Annotated in this window: 18 protein-coding genes and 1 riboswitch; all 18 genes read right to left on the bottom strand. The window is 41.5% G+C overall.

The features are described from left to right. Window positions 1-13 precede the first annotated feature (13 nt). Entirely contained in the window at window positions 14-1,498 is a 1,485-nt protein-coding gene (locus BHF68_RS04020) for a methyl-accepting chemotaxis protein (protein ID WP_069642378.1), read from the bottom strand. 200 nt (window positions 1,499-1,698) lie between these two features. After that, a complete protein-coding gene (locus BHF68_RS04025) occupies window positions 1,699-2,961 on the bottom strand; it encodes a heme ABC transporter ATP-binding protein (protein WP_069642379.1) in 1,263 nt (420 codons plus the stop codon). A gap of 91 nt (window positions 2,962-3,052) precedes the next feature. Beyond that, window positions 3,053-4,084 (bottom strand): FecCD family ABC transporter permease, encoded by a 1,032-nt coding sequence (locus tag BHF68_RS04030; RefSeq protein ID WP_069642380.1) that lies wholly within the window; start codon window positions 4,082-4,084, stop codon window positions 3,053-3,055. A 43-nt stretch (window positions 4,085-4,127) separates the two neighbouring features. Further along, window positions 4,128-5,054, bottom strand: a complete 927-nt coding sequence (locus BHF68_RS04035) for an ABC transporter substrate-binding protein (protein ID WP_069642381.1) — start codon at window positions 5,052-5,054, stop codon at window positions 4,128-4,130. A gap of 100 nt (window positions 5,055-5,154) precedes the next feature. After that, window positions 5,155-5,312, bottom strand: a riboswitch (cobalamin riboswitch). 59 nt (window positions 5,313-5,371) lie between these two features. Further along, a complete protein-coding gene (locus BHF68_RS04040; protein ID WP_069642382.1) occupies window positions 5,372-5,995 on the bottom strand; it encodes a histidine phosphatase family protein in 624 nt (207 codons plus the stop codon). Further along, window positions 5,986-7,089, bottom strand: coding sequence for a threonine-phosphate decarboxylase CobD (gene cobD, locus BHF68_RS04045; RefSeq protein ID WP_176719871.1), 1,104 nt, complete (start codon window positions 7,087-7,089; stop codon window positions 5,986-5,988). Before cobD ends, BHF68_RS04040 begins: the two co-directional genes overlap by 10 nt. Next, complete coding sequence (locus BHF68_RS04050; RefSeq protein WP_069642383.1) at window positions 7,089-8,033, bottom strand: GHMP family kinase ATP-binding protein; 945 nt, start codon at window positions 8,031-8,033, stop codon at window positions 7,089-7,091. The genes cobD and BHF68_RS04050 overlap by 1 nt, the downstream gene beginning before the upstream one ends. Next, window positions 8,026-8,808 (bottom strand): adenosylcobinamide-GDP ribazoletransferase, encoded by a 783-nt coding sequence (gene cobS, locus BHF68_RS04055; RefSeq protein WP_218070321.1) that lies wholly within the window; start codon window positions 8,806-8,808, stop codon window positions 8,026-8,028. Before cobS ends, BHF68_RS04050 begins: the two co-directional genes overlap by 8 nt. Before the next feature lie 17 nt (window positions 8,809-8,825). Then, complete coding sequence (locus BHF68_RS04060; RefSeq protein ID WP_069642384.1) at window positions 8,826-9,389, bottom strand: cob(I)yrinic acid a,c-diamide adenosyltransferase; 564 nt, start codon at window positions 9,387-9,389, stop codon at window positions 8,826-8,828. 28 nt (window positions 9,390-9,417) lie between these two features. Continuing rightward, entirely contained in the window at window positions 9,418-10,380 is a 963-nt protein-coding gene (gene cbiB, locus BHF68_RS04065) for an adenosylcobinamide-phosphate synthase CbiB (RefSeq protein WP_069642385.1), read from the bottom strand. A 2-nt stretch (window positions 10,381-10,382) separates the two neighbouring features. Next, complete coding sequence (locus tag BHF68_RS04070) at window positions 10,383-11,972, bottom strand: cobyric acid synthase (protein ID WP_069642386.1); 1,590 nt, start codon at window positions 11,970-11,972, stop codon at window positions 10,383-10,385. Between the two features lie 68 nt (window positions 11,973-12,040). Next, window positions 12,041-12,655, bottom strand: a complete 615-nt coding sequence (cobU, locus tag BHF68_RS04075) for a bifunctional adenosylcobinamide kinase/adenosylcobinamide-phosphate guanylyltransferase (RefSeq protein ID WP_069642387.1) — start codon at window positions 12,653-12,655, stop codon at window positions 12,041-12,043. A gap of 50 nt (window positions 12,656-12,705) precedes the next feature. Continuing rightward, complete coding sequence (locus tag BHF68_RS04080; RefSeq protein ID WP_069642388.1) at window positions 12,706-13,350, bottom strand: precorrin-8X methylmutase; 645 nt, start codon at window positions 13,348-13,350, stop codon at window positions 12,706-12,708. Next, window positions 13,347-13,718 (bottom strand): sirohydrochlorin chelatase, encoded by a 372-nt coding sequence (locus tag BHF68_RS04085; RefSeq protein ID WP_069642389.1) that lies wholly within the window; start codon window positions 13,716-13,718, stop codon window positions 13,347-13,349. Before BHF68_RS04085 ends, BHF68_RS04080 begins: the two co-directional genes overlap by 4 nt. Window positions 13,719-13,737: 19 nt before the next feature. After that, entirely contained in the window at window positions 13,738-14,553 is an 816-nt protein-coding gene (gene cobK / locus BHF68_RS04090) for a precorrin-6A reductase (protein WP_069642390.1), read from the bottom strand. Next, window positions 14,550-15,275, bottom strand: coding sequence for a precorrin-3B C(17)-methyltransferase (cobJ, locus tag BHF68_RS04095; RefSeq protein WP_069642420.1), 726 nt, complete (start codon window positions 15,273-15,275; stop codon window positions 14,550-14,552). Before cobJ ends, cobK begins: the two co-directional genes overlap by 4 nt. Next, a complete protein-coding gene (locus BHF68_RS04100; RefSeq protein ID WP_084019195.1) occupies window positions 15,221-16,420 on the bottom strand; it encodes a cobalt-precorrin 5A hydrolase in 1,200 nt (399 codons plus the stop codon). Before BHF68_RS04100 ends, cobJ begins: the two co-directional genes overlap by 55 nt. Then, window positions 16,404-17,144, bottom strand: a complete 741-nt coding sequence (cobM, locus tag BHF68_RS04105; RefSeq protein ID WP_069642391.1) for a precorrin-4 C(11)-methyltransferase — start codon at window positions 17,142-17,144, stop codon at window positions 16,404-16,406. The genes BHF68_RS04100 and cobM overlap by 17 nt, the downstream gene beginning before the upstream one ends. Between the last annotated feature and the right edge of the window lie 86 nt (window positions 17,145-17,230).

Consider the following 17,230-nt stretch of genomic DNA (forward strand, 5'->3'; position numbering starts at 1 on the left):
GACATATTGATGGTTAGTTGTCACTTATCTTAACATCAATACCTATAACTCCAATTATTTTTTTATTATCGGCCAGAATAGGCATTGATATCGTAATGCACGGACGATATGAAATGGCGGATACATATATCGGCGAAACATACACCTCACCCTTTCTCGCCTCTTTAAACCAGTCACGATCGCTTGCGTTGGCAATCCCTGCTGGTGGTAGCGATATAACAAATTCTCCATTTAACTTATTCGTCCACGCCGCCTCTAAATCTTTTTCTCGCTTAATTAAACCTTCGAGCTGTTGCATATGTTCATCGGCATTCATTGTAAGAATCATTGAACTTTTTGCAGTATCTTGAATTACTTTACACAGTTTTTGTATCTTATAATCTACCTCTTGCTTTTTAGCGTCCGTCATGTCTAGTAAAGTGATTTTGCTTGTTGTATTTACTAATTGGTTTGCAACTTCACTTAAAATATCACCCATATCCTGTGTTTCAACAAGATGCTTTTCTTGCTCTATTAAAGCATCGGTAACTCCTTCAACCTGATTGCTAGTTTCTACGCACATGCTCACCATATCTTCTAAGAATTGACTAATTTTTTGGTTTGCTTCATATTGTAGCTGTCTTGCCTCACTTGCTTCAGACAGCTTCTTTTCCATAGACGCACTAGCCTTCAGAATGGTAGCCAAATTTTCTTCAGCTGTAGCTGTTGCCATGGTTCCAATCTCTACAGCTTTTGCACCATGCTCTGATGCCTTTGCCGCCTCACTAACTCCAGTATTTATCTGAACCAACAAACTATTCGCCGAATTGGCTGCTGCCGCGCTATCACTTGAAAGCTTCTGGATTTCTTGCGCTACAACCGCAAAGCCCCTACCATGCTCACCAGCTCTCGCCGCCTCAATCGAAGCGTTCAAAGCTAAAAGGTTAGTCTGTACAGACACCCCTTGAATTGCCGCCAGGAAGCTATCAATTTCCTTTGTCATCTGTGTTAGATGGCGTATTCGTTCCTGTATTTCCTGTGACGATTCTTCTATGTCTTCCATAGCACTTGTAGCCTCCGCAACCGCAGTGCTACCATGTTTAGCATATGTGCTTGTATCTATACTATCCTGATATATATCTGTTGCTATTGATGTAATCCTTTCTGACGCAGCACTTACTTCGGAGGACTGTTCATTGGCTTGTTCTATGGCTGCAACTATATCCTGGGTCATCTTTTTTGTATGTTCTGCCTTGCTGTTAATGTCTTTAGATAAATCACTGGAATTAACAATAGCGTTATTCACCTGCTGAACAGCTGCAACTACCTTACTAGAGGATACCTGCGTTTCCTTTGTGAACTGTCTTACTGTTTCAGAAAGTTCAGCAATATATGACGCTAATTCACGGATTTCCCTTGGATATTCTTCTGGCTTTAATATCTCAGACATATTACCAGATGCGTAATCAGCCACTTTTTCCGTTAACTTTTTTATACCTTCCTTATTAGACCACCACATTGCATCTCCCCCTCAAGCTCTATAGTAAATGCCATAAAGTTAACATATCAAACAATTGCAATTACACTTCACCGTCAATTATATTACATCCTGCGTTAGCTTTTATAACATTATACTACGCTCTTTTTTTTTTGTAAATGCATTTTTAAAAACAAACAAAAAACCCATTGCGTTTTCGCAACAGGTTCATAGATAGCACATTATACTTTTATCAAATCTAGCATCTGTGAGAGCTGCTTCAGATTTCGAGCGTCCCGTAACCCTAACTGGAAGAGTTTCTGAACTATAGCAGTAGCTTTCCCTTCGGTATAGTCACGTTCTCGTATTTTCTCTCCACTTATAATGACTACCGGCTTACCTTGTCGTAAGTATTCTTCAAGAAGTGAAAGATTCGCTAGGTTTCCTAAGCCGATTGGAGTGTCTGAAATAACCAAAACATCCGCTAGCTCGAGCATTTTTCTTTGTTCAGTAATCGCATTTTCTGAAATCGGTGCAAATGGTTCTTCTTCAATAACTGGAATTCCTAGGCTATTAGCAACCTGCCAGTCAGTATCTCCAATATTTAGGATTCCTGAAGACACTTGATATCCCGAACTCACTAATAACTCCATAAGTGCAGCGCCTTTTCCACCACCAGCTATGATATGCAGCTTCTTGCCATTGCCTGTTCTATTTATCTTAGCGGTGTTAATCATGATAACCTGCGGAATTCCCGTTACCGGGTGATTCATAATCACAGGATTACAATCGTAAACCTCTCCAATATTTTTCTTCGTCAACACTTCTTGTGGCGTACCAAAAGCATAAATTTTGCCCTGATAGAGTAATGCTAGGCGGTCACAGTGGGAGGCCGCCAGATTTAAATCATGTAGGACGCATACACTGGTCAGGTTTTCATCTTCATTTCGCTGTCGAATAAGATTTAGCACTTCTACCTGATGGTGAATGTCAAGGTTCGATATTGGTTCATCGAGCAATATAATCTTCGGCTCTTGTGTTAGCGCCCGTGCTAAAATCACCCTTTGTCGTTCGCCACCACTTAACGCTTGGACATTCCGATCCCGTAAATGCCACGTATTCGTTGCTTTCATTGCACGCTCAGCTATCTGGTAGTCGTGTTCTCCTTCATTTTCGAAAAAAGAAAGATGCGGGTGTCTCCCCATCAACACTACTTCCATTACCGTAAATGCAAATGGCATTACACTTTCCTGTGGTACAACGGCTAGCTTTCGTGCCAATTCCTTTGTATTCCATTGCTCTAAATCCTTCGAATCTATATATATGTGCCCCTGTTCAAGCTTCAATTGGGCAAGAATAGATTTTAACAATGTAGATTTCCCTGAGCCGTTCGGTCCAATGATACCAAGAATCTCGCCTGGCTTAATATCTAATGTTAGGCCATCCAATATAGGCTCTGCATCATAGGTACAGGTTATATTGTTGATTTGTATCTCTACACTCATTAAACCCACCTCATGTCTATACTCGTATCATTACACACTCAATCCTTGCTTCCAAAATTATTGTAGCCACTTCTATAAGTGGCGAGAGTGTTCAAATCCTATATTTCTTTCGCTTGCGCAATAAGTATCCAAAGAACGGCGCTCCAACAAAAGCAGTCACAACGCCAACCGGTATTTCTGAAGGAGAAAGCATTGTTCTAGCGATTGTGTCTGCCCATAGCAAGAAAATGCCTCCGACGAATATGCTCATCGGCAACAGTGCTCGATGATCTGGCCCTATTAGCAACCGAACGACGTGCGGTACAACCAGTCCAACAAACCCGATTGTACCAGCAATAGATACTGCTAAAGCTGTTACTAAAGTTGCTAGAACCAATACGAGTAGCTTTATTTTTTCCGTAGCAACCCCTAGGGTTTGTGCTACAGAGTCACCCATCGACATAATATTTAGTGGTCGAGCTAGCATACATAACCCTATAATGATAAAGACGAGGAGTAAAGCAGTCCAGGATAGTCGCTCCCATCCACTCCTACCTAAACTGCCCATCATCCAAAATACAACTTGATGTAAGTTTGAATACATTCTAATTAATAGTAAAGACAACACTGCCGACATAAAAGAACCAACAACTACACCTGCTAGTATCAATGTTGTTACATCAACCCGATTGCCTATTTTCGCTAAGCTATATACCAAGAACATCGCTAGCGCTGCACCGATAAAAGCCGCCATCGGAATCCCAACGACTGCACTGCCCACAATTCCCGTGATTGTAATTGAAATTGCTGCGCCTGCAGCTGCTCCAGAAGAAATCCCCAATATATACGGATCTGCTAATGGATTTCTAAGCAGACCTTGAAAACTCGCCCCCGCTACCGCTAAGCTACCCCCAACTAAAATGGCCGTTAGGTTCCGAGGTATACGTACTTGCCAAATAATTGTCTCTGCCATAGACGCCCAATAAGGATCAATGAAATTACGGACAAAAGGAACTTTACTCAACATAATCAACAGCGCAGTCCAGGCATCTATTCCCGCGCTACCAATTGAGGAGGTTACTAGAAATGATATTAAAAGTATTGCCGACAGCAATACATACCATAGCCACCTGTTATTCTTCACGTGCAGCCTCCTCTGTTCAAATTTCACTTAATAGCTCGATGGTTTAGTTAAATAACTGTGGATATAAGAACTCTGCTATTTCTTCAATACCTTGCGCAGCACGCTGGGTAGGGCGCACTAAAATATTCGGATCGATGTTATCGGTAACGCGATCTTCTACTACTGCCGTTACTTGACTATAACCACTACGCTTTGCTACATCGGCAGCAGTACTAGCTGGATGTGTTATAATAATTGCGTCAGGATTATCAGCAAGTACGGATTCCATACTGTATTCTACCCACGGACTTTCTACCGTAACAGCATTCACTCCACCTGCAATTATTAGTAACTCATGCTGCAAAGATCCTACGCTAGCAGAATATAGCGGCTCGTAACCAATCTCTAAAAATACACGCAAACGGTCTTCATCATTTATTGTCGCTATCTTTTCTTCTACAGTAGCAATTTGATTTTGCATATTCTCAATAATCTCTTCTGCCATAGCTTCTGTTCCAGTTACAATACCTACTTCTCGATATATCTCATAAATACCTTCTATAGATTGAGCTTCTACCGCTAGCACGTTAATACCTAAAGCCTCTATCTCATCTAAAGTCTGAAAATTAGCTGATGGCATTCCTACTACTAAGTCTGGCTCTAATGCCAGTAAGCTTTCCATATTAATAATCCAGTCACCTACGATTGCCTTCGATGCTGCTACGACTGGATAATCACAGTTTAATGTAACTCCAACGATTCTATCCTCTAAACCTAAATCGAATAACACCTCTGTCATTCCAGGTACTATTGATACAATACGTTGTGGCAAATCACGATCTTCTGCTACTTGGTCTTGCCCATTTTCCTGTATATCTATTGGCTTAGGTTGTTCTGTATGTTCAGACTGTGTTGATTGACCGCAGCCAATTACGGCTACTGCAAATAACAAGCTAATAATAATCAATGATGCCAATTTATGTTTTTTCATTATCCTTTAACCCCTTTTTATTTTTAACAAAATTAAAAATTCTACCCTAAGGTAGAATTCACTAAACAAGAGATTTTAGCAAATCTCCCAACCTCGGGGAGTTTGTTACTAACTACAGGCAGGTTCCTGGCTTCCAGTGCTTACTGACCTTTACTAAATACAAATTGGTAAGTTGATACTGGTTACAGTGGCGAGACCGCTTAGGCTTAACCTAATTCCCTTTTAACCCTTCTGGGCACCTATCGTTTATATAAGTTTGTACTCTAATTTTACTATGTTGATATTGATACAGCAAATTAAAATTTTATAAACAGACTCTAAATATCTATCACGACACCAACCTCTTGTATTTCAAACGAATCACGCTTACTAGAAATCATTGTGATTGACCCAGGTTTGATAGTGGTATCCCACAGATCGTATCTATTATCAAAATGATTTAAGAGAGCTTTAATTGTCCCCCCGTGGGTAACTACAATTATTGTCCCATCGATCTTGTTGTCGGTAGCAAGATTCTTCAGTAACTCCAATGACCTTTGTGTCATATCGGCAATCGATTCACCACCAGGTATTTTAACCATTTGCGTATCATTATACCAGCAATCAAATTGCTCACGGTAGTTTTCATAGACTTCTGTAAATGTCAGACCCTCCCATAGACCAAAGGATAGCTCACGAATTCTATCATCTTGAAAAATATTGTTGTTTGAAATTCCAAGCATCCTCCGAATAACATCTCCAGTCTCAATAGCACGAGCTAAATCACTTGTGTATATTGCTAAAACTTCTGTTTGCTGTCCCCGCTGCCAGTTGAGCATCCAACTGCCGACCATCCGTGCTTGCTCTCGACCTTTATCATTGAGCGCTATATCGCTATGACCTTGATATTTTCCTAATCTATTCCACTCAGTTTCCCCGTGTCTTACTAAGATTAATTGCATGCCATCAGCACTTCCTTTATTGCTTGCAATAAGCGTTCATTTTCAGCGCGGGTCCGTACTGCTATTCTAAAGTGATATGGTGTTAGATTTGTAAATGAATCACAGGTGCGGATAAGAATTCCCTGTTTTTCTAGCTGTTCATAAAGATTTTTTGCTGTTATTTTCCTTGATTTAATGCTTAATAATAGAAAATTCACGTCACTTGGCAGCACATCCAGTAATCCTATAGAACTTAGCTCGTTATATAAAAACTCACGCTCTTCGGCCACAGTGACCTTCGTTTGTTGTATATAGTCTAAGTCTAATAAAGCCGCTTCTGCTGCTACGAGGGCGAATAAATTGGTGTTCCACGGTGGTAATAGCGCTTGTATTTTCTTTATTGTTTGTTTTGAGGATACAGCGTAGCCGATTCTAAGTGCTGGAATCGCAAAAAACTTAGTCAAAGAACCCAAAACTATCAAATTATGATATTCATCTACATATGAGCGTAGCGATACATGCTTATCATCTGCAATAAAATCAATAAACGCTTCATCTACTATTACTGTTACATTCTTTTCCTTAGCAACATTGATGATTTCTAGTAATTCATCTCGCTCGAATACTTTGCCCGTAGGATTGTTTGGGTTACCTAGAAATAATAAATCCTCGAATTGCAATTCTTGCAAAATTTCCTCTATTGGTAATGAAAAATGATTCGCTATGTCTAATGGTATGGCCTTTATGTTGGCATCTAAAATCCCTTGTCCATACTCAGCAAATGTTGGTGCAAGCACAATTACTCGTTTTTTGTAAAATAGTCTCCCAAGTAAATATATCAATTCTGCTCCACCATTACCAAGTGATAGATTTTCGATGGGAATTGACAAGTGTTTTGCTAGTATCGTACGACACGACATAGCATCAGGCTCTGGATAGTTATGAATAGCCTTTATTGACTGGTTGATAGCATCTATTGACTGAACAGATGGACCTAAAGGATTTATATTTGCGCTAAAATCAATAATTTCTTCTAAGGGAGTTCCCCATTTCCGCGCCGCGGCCCAAACATTTCCGCCATGGAATGGCTTCGATTTCTGATTTATTGCTGGCACTAACGAACACCCCCAGATATCATCTTAGTAGTATATACTCGCCAATTAGCGTTTTTCTTTCGAATATATTCCGCTATTTCCTGCTCACAATGAACTCCTTGCTCAAAAAATATGCCCATAACTGTGCCGCTGTGAGCTACGTTCACACCTAGCGCATTCCAGTACTTACCGATGTCAACTATTTGCTGTAGCTGTGGTTTTGGCAGAATCTCCTGATTGGCCCAGGCGCTTATTGTTGCACCTGCACCTAATTTTTCGGAATCTTTTTCTATCACGCCTTCTTTTATTAGCTTAAGTGCCTTTTTTACTTGAGTTTCTTTTTTATCATTTAGCTGTTTAAGCTTTCTTCTATTATTAAAGGCAATCGTATCAACAGTGCCCCCAGGGTCTATTATGACAATGCTAATATTGAGTGCTTCTCCAAGCTTCTCCGTCCAGCGTCCTGTTATGTGGTCAAAAATAGTAATACCAGGGTACATTATGCCATCGCTTGGCTCAATCGAGATTGCCACATTTGCAAGTTCATCAGCCGTAGGATCCACGCCAAAAAATCGACGGGTTGCAGTGTAAGCCGCAACTATATCTGCCGTGCTACTAGCCATACCTTTGCCTGTTGGTAAATCAGAGCTGTGTATGTATTGCAAAGTCTGATTATTTGCTTGTTGATTCGAATTTGATTGTTGGTTCAAATTTGCATATTCGTTTGAACTTGCGATTGAGATTGCCCTTTGGACTTTTGCCAACGAAGCACTCTCACCATCTTCTGTTCTTTCTTTAATTGCTTTAAATCCTTTATCTGATATATCATCTGACTGAAATACAGAAACCTTTGACCACATATCAATTGGACATGTCACTAGAAAATCAATTCCATCAATTCGCCCCTGCACTAGCTCTCCACAAGTCCCTGGAGCCGCTGCCGTACCTATTTTAATTTTATCCATAGAAGCCTTTCAGTCCCATCACGGCAAAAATTATTAATAATGTTTCTGACACTTCACAGGTTGCTCCGTAGGTGTCACCTGTATGGCCGCCTAATTTCCCTGCTATCCAATGTACGAATAGCGCTGCTGCCGTCGCAGCAAGTAATATTATAAGCATACCAAATAACGACGCAACAGGAGAAGCTAATACACTTACTGCTACTACCGTAATCATCGCTACTATCACTATATTGGTTGTAACATAGGAGCCATAACTCTTACCTAAACCAGAACCTGAGCGTGCGTATGGGTAATACTTAATAGCATATACAATCATCGCTCTCCCGAGCACTGGGGCCAACAACAATGCCCACATCTTAATGTTCACTGGCAAAGATGCTAGAAAAGCAAATTTCAAAAGTACATTCGCGACGAACACTAAAACGCCCATAGCACCCACGCGACTGTCACGCATGATTTCTAATACTTTTGAGCGCTCCTTGCCACTGAACACCCCGTCAGCAGTATCCATTAGACCATCAGCGTGCAATCCACCATGAAGAATCAGCCATAATACGATTATCAGGGCATCTCCGCCTAGACCTAGGCCTAAGGCATTCGCCAAATAGGCAGTAGCCGCTAAAATTAACCCGATTAATATCCCAACAATCGGATAGTACCGTAGTGATTCTGCCATTTCCCGTTCTGTGGCTATATGATTACTGCGGGCTGGAATAATCGTTAGAAAACTAACTGCTAACAAAAATAGCCGTATCTGATACTGTATTGCTCCCACTTCTCTACCACCTCTAATCAATACTCAATACCTCTACGTGCTTCCACTCCAATTTGGTACGGATGTTTAATCATTTTCACTTCTGACACTAAGTGCGCTACCTCAATAAGTTCTTGCGGTGCATTTCTACCCGTCATTACGACTTCTATGTCTTCCGGAATGCCTTTCAACCAAGTAACTACCTCTTCCGCAGTCACAAGATCATACTTAAATGCATTAAGAAGTTCGTCAAGGATTACAAGCCCATATTCTTTGCTGGCGACTGTATCTTTTGCAAGTTTCCATGCCATTTGCACCTTCTGTCTGTCTATATCCGTAATATTCTTAAGCCCAATCCAACACTGACCGCATTTCTGGCAATTCATAAACCCCGATTTAATAACAGCGGCATGTGGGCATGTTCTACCAAATTGATAAACTTCAATACCGAGCTTTTCAGCTGAGCTGAGCTCACCAGTATAGGTGCTTCCCTTCATAAACTGAATAATACGCACTTTGACTTTATGACCCGCTGCGCGCATAGCAAGACCGAGTGATGCTGTCGTTTTACCTTTGCCGTCACCTGTATATATTTGAATCATCTTCAACCATCCTCCGATATGTTTTACATTAGAGCAAACTTCCTAGTGCAATTGCGCCTACTATAGAGCTTAATAAAAACAAGCATGAGACAGCTACCATAATGTATAAACTTTGTTGAATGTGCTTTGCTTCTATCGATGTAATTGGTTTACCCATCCTGGCTCTATGTGATGGGACTCCTTCGTAATAATTCGTTCCACCTAGTTGGATTTGCAATGCCCCCGCCACAGCAGCTTCTGGTATCCCGCTGTTAGGGCTTGGATGCTTAGCTGCATCATTCATTATTGCATGCCAAACGCCCTTTATCCTTCCTGGTACCAATGGAGCAATAACAAGGTAGAACAGACCTGTTAATCTGGCTGGAATAAAGTTAGCAATATCATCCAACTTAGCACCTGCCCAACCAAAGTGTTGATACCGTTCGTTTTTATAGCCAATCATTGAATCCAAGGTATTCACTGCTTTGTATGCCATAGCTAGTGCAGGCCCACCAAGCATTCCATAAAAAATCGGTGCAGTAACACCGTCAACGGTATTCTCTGATACCGTTTCTATGACGCCGCGACTAATCTCGTGTTCATCCAAAGAGTCGGTATCTCTGCCAACAATCATCGCCAATGCTAATCTAGCTGCTTTGAGATCACCACGAAGTAGTGGTTTTGTCACGTCAAGAGCATGTCTGTATAGACTGTTGAGAGCTATCGTTTGACTCATAATTAAGACACTGATAAACCACCCTAAATATGTGTGCACCCGAAACGCCGCTGCTATCACTCCTAATACTAGTGCATAAGTTCCAATAACGATAATAATAACAACAATAGTACCTGCTAGTTTAAGCTGTTTATCGGATTTTGCCCATGCCCTTGCTATCCTTTCCAAGAGGGAAATACTTTTACCAATATAAATAACAGGGTGCGGAAGTCTCTTCGGGTCACCAATTAAAGCATCAACGAGGAATGCTACTATTAAAATAACCGCCAGTTCCATAATCATGCACCCTTAGTCTTTTTCGTTAAGCCAATAATCTCATACAATCGTTCCATATCCAATGACTCTCTTACGGCATCTGCTAGACGGTTATAGTTTTGCTCCTTCTGATAAACCCCTAGCTGCTGCTCTTCTATCGGCGAAAGGCCTTTCTCTGCACGCAAGTCATTAATAAAGGCTTTTAGTATAGTGATATTATCAAAAAAACCGTGTACATGGGTTCCAAAGATCTTACCATTTTCAGAATAAGCGCCATCGACTACGTCTGTTTCTTGACCTGAACGGGCTTTTATCTCCAGCAATGGTGCTGCTCCAGCATCCAATTTGGATTGTCCCATATGTATTTCATAACCGCGTACTGTCTGACCGCTTACATCTTTCCAAAATCCTGTGGTTGCCATGAGTTTTGCTTCTACTTGGAAGGTGCTTTTTGTCGCACTATAGGTCGTACTTATCGGTAGCAGTCCTAGCCCCTGTTGATTACCAACATCGGCCTCTGTGCCAGTTGGATCTAACAGCTCCTTGCCAAGCATCTGATAGCCTCCACAAATCCCTACTATCCTTGCCCCTTTTGCAGCTAATTCAATAATTTCTTTGTCATATCTCTGTTCTTTCAAATAAAGTAAATCTAGAATTGAGTTTTTTGTACCTGGTATTATAACGACATCAACATCACCTATACACTCGCCTTTATTAACAAAGCGCAGTTCTGTGTCAGGCAACCGCATAAACGGCATCATATCTGTAAAATTTGAAATTCGTGGCAGCTGAGTTACAGCAATCTTTATAACATTTTCACTCGTTTGTTTGGCTTTGTTGCCGGCACGGTTAGCTTTGTTACTCGCTTGTAATTGCTTTATCTCTGATAACCATACGGAATCCTCTTCCTCGATTCCATGGTCATGCAAGTAAGGTATTACGCCTAGAACGGGAATGCCAGTCTTTTGTTCAAGAAAGTCTAATCCTGGCTTTAACAAGTCAATATCCCCTCGGAACTTATTGATGATAAAACCCTTTACCCGTAATCGTTCTTCTGGTTCTAATAGCTCAAGGGTTCCGACCAATGAAGCAAATACACCACCTCGGTCAATATCAGCAATTAATAGCACAGGGGAATCAGCGAGTTCTGCAGTCTTCATATTGACAATGTCGCGACTTTTTAAATTCACCTCTGCAGGACTTCCTGCTCCTTCAATTACTAGAACCTCATATTGTTGTTTAAGCTTATTGATACACTCAAGTACTAAACCATGGGCACCAGGTAGAAATTTGCTCCGATAATCCTTAGCTGACATATCTGCATAGGGCTTCCCCATCACAACAATTTGTGCATGCATATCCTGCTTCGGTTTAATCAGTACAGGATTCATTTCTACTGTTGGTTTTACACACGCTGCTTCCGCCTGTACTGCCTGTGCCCTGCCGATTTCTCCACCATCAGGGGTTACAGCCGAATTCAACGCCATATTCTGCGCTTTAAACGGTGCCGTTTGAAATCCATCTTGATAAAAAATTCTACATAAGGCCGCCGCCAAGACACTTTTTCCCACATTGGAGGATGTCCCCTGTAGCATAATAGGTTTTCCTGTCATTCTAGAATCGCCTCCACACTGCTATTTGAACAAAGCCATTACAAATACTTTTAATCAACTATAAGCTATTATTTAATCTGCACTGGAATGCCACAAACAACGAGATGTACTTCGTCTGCTTGCTTTGCAAGCTTTTGGTTAGCTAGACCATTCAAGTCACGAAAAACCCTCGCCTCCTTATGTTCTGGGACAACATCCATACCCACTTCATCAGCTACAAGTATAATCGTCCCTGAAGCATTTGCACACCCATCTATAAAACGCTCGATTTCATTAATGCATCGTTGTTCAATTCCTTCATCCCAGTGAAATACTCCAGTCACAAGCTCTGGCTGGAGCTCTGACTGATACATCAGATTGGCTACCCAGGTGCCTACGCCATCGATTAGATACAATGGAGTGCCTTCGCTTTGAATCCTATGCTTTGGAGCACCTTCGCCTTGAAGTACTTCTGAGATAAAAATGGGTTCTTCAATTGTAATCCAATGCTTTGGCCTTCTGACCGTGTGTTGTTTCACTCGCTTCGCAAACTCTTCATCAAAGATTTTGCCCGTAGCAATATAATAAACGGTTGTATTTTCAGATGTATTTTCATTAGCTTTCTCGTAATCAAAGGCTAACTTCTCAGCAAATGAGCTTTTACCGCTTCGACTTCCTCCGACAACCATAACCAATTTCGCCATTACGTAGTCTCCTTGGATAACATTAATCACCACAATATTCTTTTTCGATTTTAATTCCCTTGGTAATATAAGAGTGCATTTACAACACTGACTGCGCTTGGGCTTCCACCGCGTGTGCCACGCACCGTTACATAGGGCACGAGGTTTTTTTCTATCATTAGCTCCTTGGATTCCATGGCCCCAACAAACCCGACAGGTGTACCAACGATTAATGCTGGTTTTGCTATGCCCTTCTCAATTAAATCAAGCACTTCAAATAGAGCTGTCGGAGCATTACCAATTGCAACAACCGAGCCATCGAGCTGACTGCCCCACAGTCGCATAGCTGCCGCTGCCCTAGTAATCCCTAACTCTTGGGCCGCTTTGGCAATATCTTCATCGGCAATTTTGCAATAGGCATCGCCTCCATACCCTTGCAATTTTTTGCGATTGACTCCTGCAAGTAGCATATTTACGTCTGTATAGACATTGCAGCCTCCACGCAGGGCTTCAATTCCTGCTCGACTTGCTTCTTTATGGATGCATATACTGTCAAGTATGTCTGGATCACCTGTTGTGTGGATGATGCGCTTAATAATATCTTTTTCCACGGGAGCAAAACTCTTCCCTTGAAGATACTCATCTATAATGGACATGCTCTTACGTTCAATTTCTTGCGGATTCCAGATGATTTGTAAGTTTTCGCCGATACTCATAGTGCTTGTGCCTCTTTGATTCGATCTTCAACGATGTCTAATATGCCTGGATGTGGACCAAAATGCTTTGCCAGCACAAAGACAACATCTGGATGCGTAGTCTTTAGCATCATTAAACGACTTGGAATATCACGTTTTATATGATTACCTGTAACAAGGAACATCGGCATAACAATAATTTTTTCTACACCCTTCTTAATTAAACGCTTTGCTGCATCTCCAATATTCGGCTCACCAAAGGATAGAAAGCCTACTTCATACAGACCTTCAGGGTTTCGCTCCTGAATATTTTTCGCCATTTGATGAATTTCTTGATTTGCCTCTTCTCTACGACTTCCGTGTCCTAACAAAATTATGCCTTCTTTCATATTAAAAACCTCCATTTTTTCATGTAATTGGCTGACAGCGCTCTTGGTGAGCACTGCTTTGATTGCTCTGCTCGATTCCTACTCCTGTGACCTTTTCTATTAATTGTTCGATAGTATCTGCTATCTCTGGATATAAGAGCTCTGGTCTACGAATTACTAAGCTTGTTATATCGAGCTCGGATGCCGATTTGATTTTCTCGTGAAAACCTCCACTATGACCACTTTCTTTTGTCAGCATGACATCAATATTGTATTGTCTAAACAAAGCCGTGTTCAGCATTTCCGTAAATGGTCCCTTCATTGCAACTATGTTTGCTAGGTCTACCCCTATCTGCTCACATAATTGTATCGATTCTGTACAAGGCAGGACACGAACAATTAGCTCAGCTCCTACCCTTTTCATCATTGGTACTAATACTGGTAGGCTTTTACTACCTAAGGTACTAAACACTCTTTGATTAGGTTTAATCAGAGTCTCTACCTCTTCAAGATTTTGTACATGTTTTACCAGAGGATGCTCATGCACATCGCCGGCCTGTCTTTCATAACGGATATACGGGATTTGCAAAGCTGCAGCTACTTTCATTGCTAACTTGCTAATCTCGATGGCATAAGGATGTGTAGCATCAACCAGGCATTGGACTTGATTATCCAAAAGCGCTGTTGTCAATGTATGTTCATCAAATCTACCTTGATTGATATATGTGACACCTTGCCGAGTTAGGAGGTTCGAACCAAATGCCGTGACTACGGATGCACCGACTCGATGCCCCGCATTTTGCAATGCACTAATCGCTGCCCTACTCTCTGTCGTACCCGCTAAGACAAATATCATAATTGATATCCCCTTGGCGTTACCATTTTCCCGTTAATAATCTTCGTTTGCGAGTTTCCAATAACTACAGTTGTCAGCATGTCAATTGGATGATTCAGCATTTCCTTCAGGTTTGTAATAATTACTTCCTCTTCTCCACGTTTTGCATTGCGGACAATGCCAACAGGCGTCATCGGGTCTTTATGCCATAGGAAAATTTCCCGCGCTGTATTAATGTGATTGGGTCGGCCGTGGCTCTTAGGGTTGTAAAGAACGACAATAAAGTCCCCTAGCCCTGCTGCTTCGATGCGTGTCATGATTTTCGTCCATGGTGTTAACAGATCACTTAAGCTAATGACAGCAAAGTCGTGCATAAGTGGTGCTCCTAGCGCCGCAGCAGCAGCTGTAGCGGCTGTAATCCCTGGTATGACTTCTACTTCAATATTTTTGTCATTATACTGCTCCTCTACGAGCTCCAAAACAATTCCCGCCATGCCGTACACGCCTGGGTCGCCACTGCTAACGACAGCTACGCACTTCCCTTCGCTGGCTAAGTCGGCTGCTGCCTTGGCACGGTCTATTTCCTTGCGCATGCCTGAGCTTATAACTTCTTTATTTACCAATAAATCTTCGATTAAATTCAAATACGTTTTATAGCCGACAATTACATCTGCCGTTTCAATTGCCGTTATGGCTGCTGGCGCACTGTAGCTTCGGTCACCAGGTCCCAGTCCCACCACCAGGATTTTTCCATGGCAATGCTGATTGTCACGCTGTTGATTATTTGTTTCGGTATGATTGTTATTCCATACTTGGCTGCAATCTTTGCTGCTGGTTCGCATACTCCACCAACTCCTATGCTTTTTCTCACCCATTCGGATGGAATATAATTTTCTTCTAATCTACTTATTTCGTCTTTTGGCACTTCTATAATAGGCAGCTCCATTTTTGCTGCCAGTTCCTTAATTCCAGGTTCTGCTGCTTTGAAATCTATGGTAGCTAGTGCCTTCAAGCTGTTTCTATGAATGTCGTATTGCTCTAGTGCACTTTCCACCGCTGCCTGGAGTTGGGTATACAGCGCCCCTTTACGGCATCCAATGCCGATGATTAATGTCTTTGGTATGATTTGAATGCTATTGTGTTGCTGTTTGTGCACAAACGGACTTACGATTACCGTTGGATTATTTGTTGCATCTTTATCCTGGTCGTTATACACAAACCCTTCGGTTATATTGTTTGTAAGCGGAAATGGGCTTGTTATACTTACTGTTTGGTTTTCAACGAGCAAGCGATTAAAGGTTTTCACCTGACTTATAGGTTCTATGACTGCACTCAGTCTTTTTGCTATAATATCGATGGCTGGTTTGTGATTGACATCGGTGGCAGTGGTAATTACAGGCATAGCTCCAATCGCACTTGCAACATCTTCAGCTAGCTGATTGGCGCCACCTACATGTCCTGATAAAAGGCTTATGGCAAATTTACCTGCTTCATCAAGTACAACAATACCTGGGTCTGTATACTTTGACCTTACTAGCGGCGCTAGACTACGAACGACAATCCCCGTGGCCATAATACAAATGACATGAGAATACTGGTGAAATGCCTCCGAAAATACATTTTGCCATTCGTCGTAAAAGCTGACGGTAACCGTAGGTCTTAATACCTCTAAACGATCTTCAATCAAATCCTCTAGTTTTGTATGCAATCGTTTAGGTATATACAAGCTGATTGATTGATATTGACTTGCTTGTATCTTTTGTGTATTTTGCATGTTTTCTGCTAATACTGTTGCCAGCCTTAGACCATTCTCCGTCAAACATAACACCGCTATAGATTGATATTGTATCTGATCTTGCGTAAACTCGTTGCTACTGTCGATATTCATGGGCAAAATCCTTGTCGTATAATTTCGATTTGCCTGTATGATTTAGGAATTCCCCTACTAATATAAGTGCTGTTTTCGTTATACCTGCTTCCCTAGTAAGCTCCCCTATTGTTTCCAATGTGCCCTTTACAATGCGTTCCTCTGGCCATGAGGCTTTTTCTACTACGGCAATTGGCATATCCAGTGGATGCACCTGTGACAATTCCTCTACGACTCTATCAATCATGCCAACAGATAGAAATATTGCCATCGAAGACTTATGAGATGCTAGACTTTTCAAGCTCTCTGAAGCGGGTACAGGTGTCCTTCCTTCTAAGCGTGTTACAATCATCGTCTGTGTTCCATCTGGAATCGTGTATTCTCTACCAAGGCTAGCGGCGGCGGCCAAGAAGGAGCTAACCCCAGGAACTACTTTATAAGGAATATTAAACTCGTTTAGCATATCGATTTGTTCACCGATTGCACCATACAGGCTCGGATCTCCTGTATGTAAGCGCACTACTAGCTTCCCTACCTGGTACCCCTCAACCATCTCTCGAACAATTTCCTCAAGGGCTAAATGCGCACTATTGACAATTTTCGCCCCTTCTTTGGCATGTGATAAAACCTCTGGATTTACTAATGACCCCGCATAGACGACGACATCCGCCTGCTGAAGTAGCTTATACCCTTTTAGCGTAATCAAATCTGGATCGCCCGACCCTGCACCAACAAAATATATCATTGTCTCAACTCCCACTCTTCATAGCTTTCGTTTCTAGTAAACTTATAGTAGCTACCAATTTTACTTTTATAATTTATTTATTTTTT

Origin of the sequence: Desulfuribacillus alkaliarsenatis (assembly GCF_001730225.1) — a bacterium.
Lineage (GTDB): Bacteria > Bacillota > Bacilli > Desulfuribacillales > Desulfuribacillaceae > Desulfuribacillus > Desulfuribacillus alkaliarsenatis.

What these genes read in the sequence shown, in the direction of transcription:
- BHF68_RS04020 (WP_069642378.1), bottom strand. Translation starts at nt 1,498, where the DNA reads ATGTGGTGGTCTAATAAGGAAGGTATAAAAAAGTTAACGGAAAAAGTG.
- BHF68_RS04025 (WP_069642379.1), bottom strand. Translation starts at nt 2,961, where the DNA reads ATGAGTGTAGAGATACAAATCAACAATATAACCTGTACCTATGATGCA.
- BHF68_RS04035 (WP_069642381.1), bottom strand. Translation starts at nt 5,054, where the DNA reads ATGAAAAAACATAAATTGGCATCATTGATTATTATTAGCTTGTTATTT.
- BHF68_RS04040 (WP_069642382.1), bottom strand. Translation starts at nt 5,995, where the DNA reads ATGCAATTAATCTTAGTAAGACACGGGGAAACTGAGTGGAATAGATTA.
- BHF68_RS04050 (WP_069642383.1), bottom strand. Translation starts at nt 8,033, where the DNA reads ATGGATAAAATTAAAATAGGTACGGCAGCGGCTCCAGGGACTTGTGGA.
- BHF68_RS04060 (WP_069642384.1), bottom strand. Translation starts at nt 9,389, where the DNA reads ATGATTCAAATATATACAGGTGACGGCAAAGGTAAAACGACAGCATCA.
- cbiB (WP_069642385.1), bottom strand. Translation starts at nt 10,380, where the DNA reads ATGGAACTGGCGGTTATTTTAATAGTAGCATTCCTCGTTGATGCTTTA.
- BHF68_RS04070 (WP_069642386.1), bottom strand. Translation starts at nt 11,972, where the DNA reads ATGACAGGAAAACCTATTATGCTACAGGGGACATCCTCCAATGTGGGA.
- cobU (WP_069642387.1), bottom strand. Translation starts at nt 12,655, where the DNA reads ATGGCGAAATTGGTTATGGTTGTCGGAGGAAGTCGAAGCGGTAAAAGC.
- BHF68_RS04080 (WP_069642388.1), bottom strand. Translation starts at nt 13,350, where the DNA reads ATGAGTATCGGCGAAAACTTACAAATCATCTGGAATCCGCAAGAAATT.
- BHF68_RS04085 (WP_069642389.1), bottom strand. Translation starts at nt 13,718, where the DNA reads ATGAAAGAAGGCATAATTTTGTTAGGACACGGAAGTCGTAGAGAAGAG.
- cobK (WP_069642390.1), bottom strand. Translation starts at nt 14,553, where the DNA reads ATGATATTTGTCTTAGCGGGTACGACAGAGAGTAGGGCAGCGATTAGT.
- BHF68_RS04100 (WP_084019195.1), bottom strand. Translation starts at nt 16,420, where the DNA reads ATGAATATCGACAGTAGCAACGAGTTTACGCAAGATCAGATACAATAT.
- cobM (WP_069642391.1), bottom strand. Translation starts at nt 17,144, where the DNA reads ATGATATATTTTGTTGGTGCAGGGTCGGGCGATCCAGATTTGATTACG.